We start from the raw sequence: 6,572 nt of genomic DNA, 5'->3' as shown, positions 1-6,572 counted from the left end.
AGTGTTTCTTCGGCTTTCTTTAGTTTTGGTAAAAAGGCATTGAGTGCTGACTGACCAAGGCTTTTACCCGTTTCTTTGTAAGTCTCAATTGACTTATTTAGAGCATAGTTCCACCACCATCTGGCACAGCCAAAGTGCTGAGACAGTATGGCTTGTTGCTCTAATGTTGGATAAAGTCGAACCTTGATAGCAGTATGCAGCATCTCATTCCCTCCTTACTGTATTATACACATTCCAGTAAAATATCTACAAAAATAAAGATTTGCAGATTTCCGTACCTACAATGTCCCTGCCTTTCATCCCGCCGCTAAACTGGGTACAGTTATAGCGGGGGACAACAGGAGCGAGGAGTTAAGTGGGATTCCCGCTCGGGATAGCTGCGCTTCACGCAAATTTACCAACACCTGCCGATCGAAGCCTATGGCTGACATTAACCGATGCTACGAAATCCTCGAAATTGAGCCGGGAAGTTCCCTCGAAGAAATTAAGCGCGCTTACAGGGATTTAGCGTTTGTGTGGCATCCCGATCGGTTTGCCAACAACGATCGCCTGCAACAAAAAGCTCAACAACGATTAACAGAAATTAATCAAGCTTACCAGCAGTTGCTGTCGTTTCTGAGTCAGCCTGAATCGAGGTCGATCGAAAAACAGTTTCCGCAGCCACCGCCCCCTGCGCCGGAAAAGCCGCTGAGAAGGCGTTCTCGAAAATCAGTCGCTAGGCCTGGTTCCCAGCGCCGTCAAACCCGCCCAAAAGCCGCCTCCAAAAAATTTCTCACTCAAAAAAACTCTTCAAGCAAGAAACGATTTACAACTCAAAATCGTCAAGCGTGGCGGGGCAGAAAGCAACCAGGGCGAAGCGTTGCGAGGGAAGCACGGCCATCTCAAAACTATCCAAAGATTATCTCGAAAAGGAAAAAAGAATTTTCAACTCAATACTCAAAACCGCGAAGCGCGCCGAGGGAAGTGCGGCCATCTCAACACTATTCAAGCTTCCCTTGGTGGCCGCTGGCAATCGCCGTGGCGAGTTACGCTTTGACCGGTTGGATTTTGACGAAATCAACCGCCCCGCTGTGGATGTGGGCTTTAATCTGTGGTGCAGATTGGCTGTGGGCCGCGATTTTGCTGGCGGAGGGTTCAGCAACGCCTAGAGTGTGGCTGGCGGCGTTAGTTTTGGCTGGGGCGGTAGGGGGGTCGATCGCCGGTTTTCAGGCGGGAGGAAGGGTAACAGGGGCTGCTTGGGGCGCAGTTGGGGCTGGTTTGGGGGCGATCGCCAGTTCTGAGGCCGAGTCGCGGGCTGTGGCTGCTGTTTTGGCTGTAGGGGGAGTAGTGACTGTGGTGGGATTGATGGCGGGAACTGGTTCTGGGAATTGGGTCAAGGCGTTGGTGGCGGCCGTGTGTTGGGGGGTTGTTGGCTTGATGTGCGGGCTGGCGGCGGAAGTAGGTGGGAATTCTGGCGGCCCCGTCGGGCTCTCTGGCGCGATCGGGCTGGGGATTGGGGCGTGGGCGGGGGTTTTTGCTGGGGCGGGTTCGGGGGCGATCGTCCAAGCCTTGGCTATCGCCGGGTCTAAGACTGTTTACGGGGCTTGGGCTGCGATCGGCATTATTGCTGGAGTTGTGGCGCGGATGGTAGCCGCAGAAAGGTTGAGCCACAACGGCAGCGGGCTTTATACGTTTATCCTGTTGGTGGCTACTTCCGGTTTTGGGCTGTGGCTGGGAAGTTGGTTAGGCGATCGTATCTTTTAAATTAGTCATCAGCCATTAGTCATTAGTCATTAGTCATTAGTCATTAGGAAAAATTATCCATTACCAATTACCAATTACCACTTCCCCATTATCCTATTGTCTAGCAACCACTAAGACAATTAGGATGTTATTAATTGCTGACACCCTTCCTTCTTCCTTCTTCCTTCCTCTTTCTTCCTTGTTCCTGACCTCCGTTACATCCCGTACAGTGCTCGTTGCCAAACTTCCCTCTTCCTGACATCCGTTACATCCCTTATATCCGTTACATCCGTTACACAATCCGTTGCCGAACTTCCTTCTTCCTCCTTCCCTTACCGAATCCGTTGCCGAACTTCCTTCTTCCTCCATGATAAATCCCAGCACTTATCGCTTTTGAGCAGCGCTTCAAACTCAGCCCTTGGCAAAGCCTGACTGAAAAGATAGCCTTGAATTTCGTCGCATTCGTGCTCGCACAAAAAATCAAGTTCCTGCTTATTTTCTACCCCCTCAGCCACCACCGTCATGTTCATGCAGTGTGCCATTTGAATAATCGCTATTGTTATTGCTGCATTTTGGCGATCGTCTGCAATGTCGCGAATAAAACTCTTGTCTATTTTGATCGCATCAAACGGAAAGAGTTTGGGATAACTCAAAGAAGAATATCCCGTTCCAAAATCATCAATTGCTATCCTAATTCCCTGATCTTTCCACACCGTAAAAGCTTTAGCTGCTGCAATTTCGTCTTGCAAAACCAGACTTTCCGTCAGTTCTAATTCCAAAAACTTGGGATCGAGAGCTGTTTCTGTTAATATCTCCCTGACTCTTTCCGTGAAATTTTTGCGCTCGAATTGACGGGCTGACACGTTAACTGCCACTCGCAGGAGTGGCAAACCTGCTCTTTGCCATGTTTTAGCTTGCCTGCAAACAGTCTCTAATACCCATTCGCCCAACGGTGCAATCAAGCCCATTTCTTCAGCCATTGGAATAAATTCCCCAGGGGAAACTCGCCCCCGTTCGGGATGATTCCAGCGCACCAAAGCTTCAGCACCAATCATTTTACCTGTTTTAATTTCTATTTGAGGCTGATAGTATACTTCAAATTCTGAGCTTTTTAAAGCATGGCGCAAGCAAGTTTCTTGAAGAAGTGTATTAATAAAAAAATTAGCATTCTTTGCCGTATAAAAATGATAAGTATTGCCCCCTTTTTGCTGAGATTGATACATGGCTATATAAGCATTTTTTAGCATTTCATCTCCGTCGGTGCCGTCCCCGGGATACAAGCAGATCCCCATACTAGCAGTGACATAGACTTCGCAATCTTTGACAATCATAGCTTGGGATACGATATCTAAAATGTTTTGAGCAATCTTAGCCACATCCTGTTTTTCTGCAACTGGTTTAAGAATCAGCGCGAATTCGGCCGCTTCCAAACGAGCAACACTATTAATGTTTTCCATACAGTTAGTTAGCCGCTGGGCGATAGTGCAAAGCACTGAGTCGCCGATATCGTGTCCCCAGGTCCTGTTAATGCGGTTGATTTTATCTAAGCTAAGCGTGACAACTGGAACGACTCCGGACAATTCTTTTTGAGCATCTAATACTCGACTTAACTTTTCTCGCAAAAATGAACGATTTGGCAGGTTGGTCAAGCTGTCATACTGATGTCGGTAGAGTGCCAGTTGAATAGTTGTGTGCAAGTTTTTTTCTTCAAATGGCTTGACAATATAGCCGAAGGGTTTTGTACTATTGACTCGTCGCAAAGTAGTTTCATCGGCATAAGCTGTCAGATAAACTACCGGGATTTGAAAGCGCAAGCGAATTTCTTCGGCGGCTGTAATGCCGTCGATTTCTCCTTGGAGGTTAACATCCATTAAAACTAAATCTGGGCGAAACTTGGCTGCCGATTCAATCGCTTCTTCTCCCGAATAGACCATGCCAGTTATTCTATATCCTAGAGATATCAAACTGTCGGAAATGTCTTCCGCAATGATGCTCTCGTCTTCAACTATCAGAATTTTTTTGTTGGACACTAAATTTTCTCCTTAGAGTGCAATTTGGGCTGAGAAAAGGTTATTCTAAAAGTCGTACCAGCAGTTTCTAACAGTTCTATTCCCCCCCGGATTTGCTTGACTAGAGACCCGACCAGTCGCAAACCCAACGTTCGGGCTTTGCGATAATCTAAGTCTTGAGGAAAACCAATTCCGCTGTCACTCACGGTTAGCACGCAAACTCTGTTATTATCTAAAGTGAAATCTATCTTAATTTTACCTTTCACTTGCCCTTTAAAAGCATATTTGAGGGCATTTGTCACAAGCTCGTTGATAATTAACCCGCAAGTAACGGCCGTATCAATATTGAGAGAACACGGCGCAATATTTGTTTGCAAGTTGACGCCTTCTGCATGATTTTCATAAGCTTGGAATAAATTGTGGGCGAGATTTTGGATGTATTCAGCAAAGTCAATGTTTGACAAGTCTTTGGATTGATACAATTGTTCGTGAACCAGGGCCATTGATCTGACTCGGTTTTGACTTTCTTTTAACATTTCACTAACCTGGCTGTCTTGGATGTAGCGGGACTGAAGTTTGAGCAAACTGGAAATAACTTGGAGGTTGTTTTTGACACGGTGGTGAATTTCTTTGAGGAGAACTTCTTTTTCTGCGAGGGATGCTTTAATGCCATCTTCGTCGCGCTTGCGCTCTGTAATATCCCGCACTACTGCTTGAATTACTTTTCGTCCGTTAATTTCCATTGCATTTAACAGCACTTCAGCGGGAAATTCTGAACCGTCGAGTCGTTTGTGTACCCAGTCAAAGCGACAGCTACCTGTTTGCATTGCTGTCGATATTCTCTGTATTGCTAGACTAGATGAGTCTTGTCCGCTAGGCTGAAATTGTGGGGAAAAGTCGCTCAGTTTCTTGCCGTAAAATTGTTTTGTGTTGCTACAGCCAAATATTTTTAAGGTCGCGGGGTTGCAGTCAAAAAACTCCTTTTCGTCAAGCAACATTACTGCGTCGCTGGTGGCTTCATAAAGGCTACGAAATTTGTGTTCTGATTCTTGCAGAGAGCAAATCAATTGGTTTTTGAGAGCTTCCGCACGCTTGCGATCGGTAATATCTATTCCTACAGAAACTGCTGCGGTTCCCTGATGATATTTCTGAGCTACTATCAAATAGTTGCGGACGAAACCGTTAATTTCTATTTCTATTTCTTGGCAGATTTGCTGAGATGAACTGTCAAAAAAAATTCGGATCAGTTCTCCGAAAGTCGAGCCTTTGTCGAGAAAGTTGATTTCTTGACCGACAAAGCTTTCAGGAGACAGGTTGAATGAGGTTGCTAAGTGCTGGTTGACTCCGATATACCGCAAATCTGAACTGATCCAAGAAATCAGTCCGGGTACGGCATCCAAAACGGCGCGAAGTTGGTCTGTAGCTTCTTGGAGTGCTTCTTCCGATCGCTTGTGCTCGCTAATATCTGTCGCCGTTCCGCACAAGCCTAAAATAGCGCCGTTTTCAGCTTGGTTGACGATGCTGTTGACGCGCAGGTGGACGGGAGTACCGTCTTTGCGAATGTGTACTGTTTCGTAAGGAGAATTAGCGGTTTGGGGCTGAAGTTTGGTTCTCGCTAAAAGTTGGGCAAATATTTCTCTTGGTCTACTTCCTTGATCGGGAACTAAAAAATCGGTGAAGCGGCGTCCGATCATTTCTGGCGGTTCGTAACCATAGATGCGTTTGGCGGCGGAATTGACAAAAGTCAAGAGGCCTTCAATATCGATCGACCAAATCAATTCTTGGGAGGTTTCTACGAGGTTACGGTACTTTTTTTCGCTTTCGGCAAGTGCTGCATTGAAGACTGCCGTTTGCTGCTGAAGTCTGTCTTCTAATTCTTGATTTGCCGTTTCCAGAATTGCGATCGACTGCTCGCGCTCGGTAATTGCAGTAGAAACACCCACTGCCCCGACAACTTCGCCGTTTCCATCTCGCAGCGCTGCCGATCGAATTTCGTGAATAAAATGCCTCTCTCGGACGTTCCAAGTACGATCGTTTCCTGCTAATACCTCGGCAATATTTTCTAAGATATCTGGCTGGCTGCTGTAAACTTCACCAATCGATCGCCCGACAGTTGCACCTGGTTTGAGTCCCAAATTTTCTAATCCTTTCCCTGCTGCAAGGGTTAACTTGCCTTCTCTGTCGGTTGCCCACAGGAAAATTGGGGCACAACTGACAGCGGCGTGAAGGGTTTCGTTGGCTTGTTTGAGCCGATCGATTTCTGCGTGAAGCCGATCTTGGGTGGTGTTTAATTCTACCGTTAGTCGATCGGCTTTTTGCTGCCAACTCGCAGCAGTATCGCACATTTCTGCGAGATTGCGGGAACGACAGATGGATTGGTTGCAGTGTGACATGGTTACTCTAGGGCGCACTGTATATTTAACCCTAGCCTATCTTTTAAGCATAAACTTTTTAAGTCAAATATTACAATTAGCAGTAATACTCATCCGACCAAGATGCGATAATATTAAAGGTACTTTAAAGGATTCAGAAATTGCGGCTCGCTCAGGCTTTTCAGCGACAGTTCACAAATTGATAATAAGCTGAATAATGCCTGCCAGTCGGTATTTTTACGGTAACTATTTGTAGTAGTGCAAAAAGAAGTTCCGCAATCCTCGGCTTGCACAAGAACTGGGATTGTAAATTTATTATATTTGTTTGCGTAGATTCACGCAGCGAGGAAGAGGGAATCGGGAAAATTGAAATATAGGCAGCGCCTGAATGGTTATACCAATTTAATATGAAGCTGCATAGAATAGGGCTTCAAGAATAAACTTGTAAGATGACAACGAACTAATTTGC

General features: G+C 46.1%; 4 protein-coding genes. 1 reads left to right on the top strand and 3 read right to left on the bottom strand.

Translation table 11 applies throughout. The annotated features are described in order from the left end of the window. Nucleotides 1-203: helix-turn-helix domain-containing protein (locus tag QUA25_RS28380; protein ID WP_333043012.1), on the bottom strand; the 203-nt coding region annotated here is incomplete at its 3' end. A gap of 217 nt (nt 204-420) precedes the next feature. Here QUA25_RS28380 and QUA25_RS28375 point away from each other — a divergent pair. Then, nucleotides 421-1,743 (top strand): J domain-containing protein, encoded by a 1,323-nt coding sequence (locus QUA25_RS28375; RefSeq protein WP_333043011.1) that lies wholly within the window; start codon nt 421-423, stop codon nt 1,741-1,743. 311 nt (nt 1,744-2,054) lie between these two features. Here the strand turns inward: QUA25_RS28375 and QUA25_RS28370 are convergent, their stop codons facing one another. Together QUA25_RS28370 and QUA25_RS28365 are read right to left on the bottom strand one after the other, a co-directional pair. Next, a complete protein-coding gene (locus QUA25_RS28370; RefSeq protein WP_333043010.1) occupies nt 2,055-3,752 on the bottom strand; it encodes an EAL domain-containing protein in 1,698 nt (565 codons plus the stop codon). Then, complete coding sequence (locus QUA25_RS28365) at nt 3,752-6,124, bottom strand: PAS domain S-box protein (RefSeq protein WP_333043009.1); 2,373 nt, start codon at nt 6,122-6,124, stop codon at nt 3,752-3,754. Before QUA25_RS28365 ends, QUA25_RS28370 begins: the two co-directional genes overlap by 1 nt. Nucleotides 6,125-6,572 lie beyond the last annotated feature (448 nt).

This window comes from Microcoleus sp. Pol17C6, assembly GCF_036701145.1.
In the GTDB taxonomy this organism is placed as follows: Bacteria; Cyanobacteriota; Cyanobacteriia; order Cyanobacteriales; family Microcoleaceae; genus Microcoleus.
The sequence above is the reverse complement of the archived record's forward strand: the minus strand, read 5'-3'. Positions and strand labels throughout refer to the sequence as shown.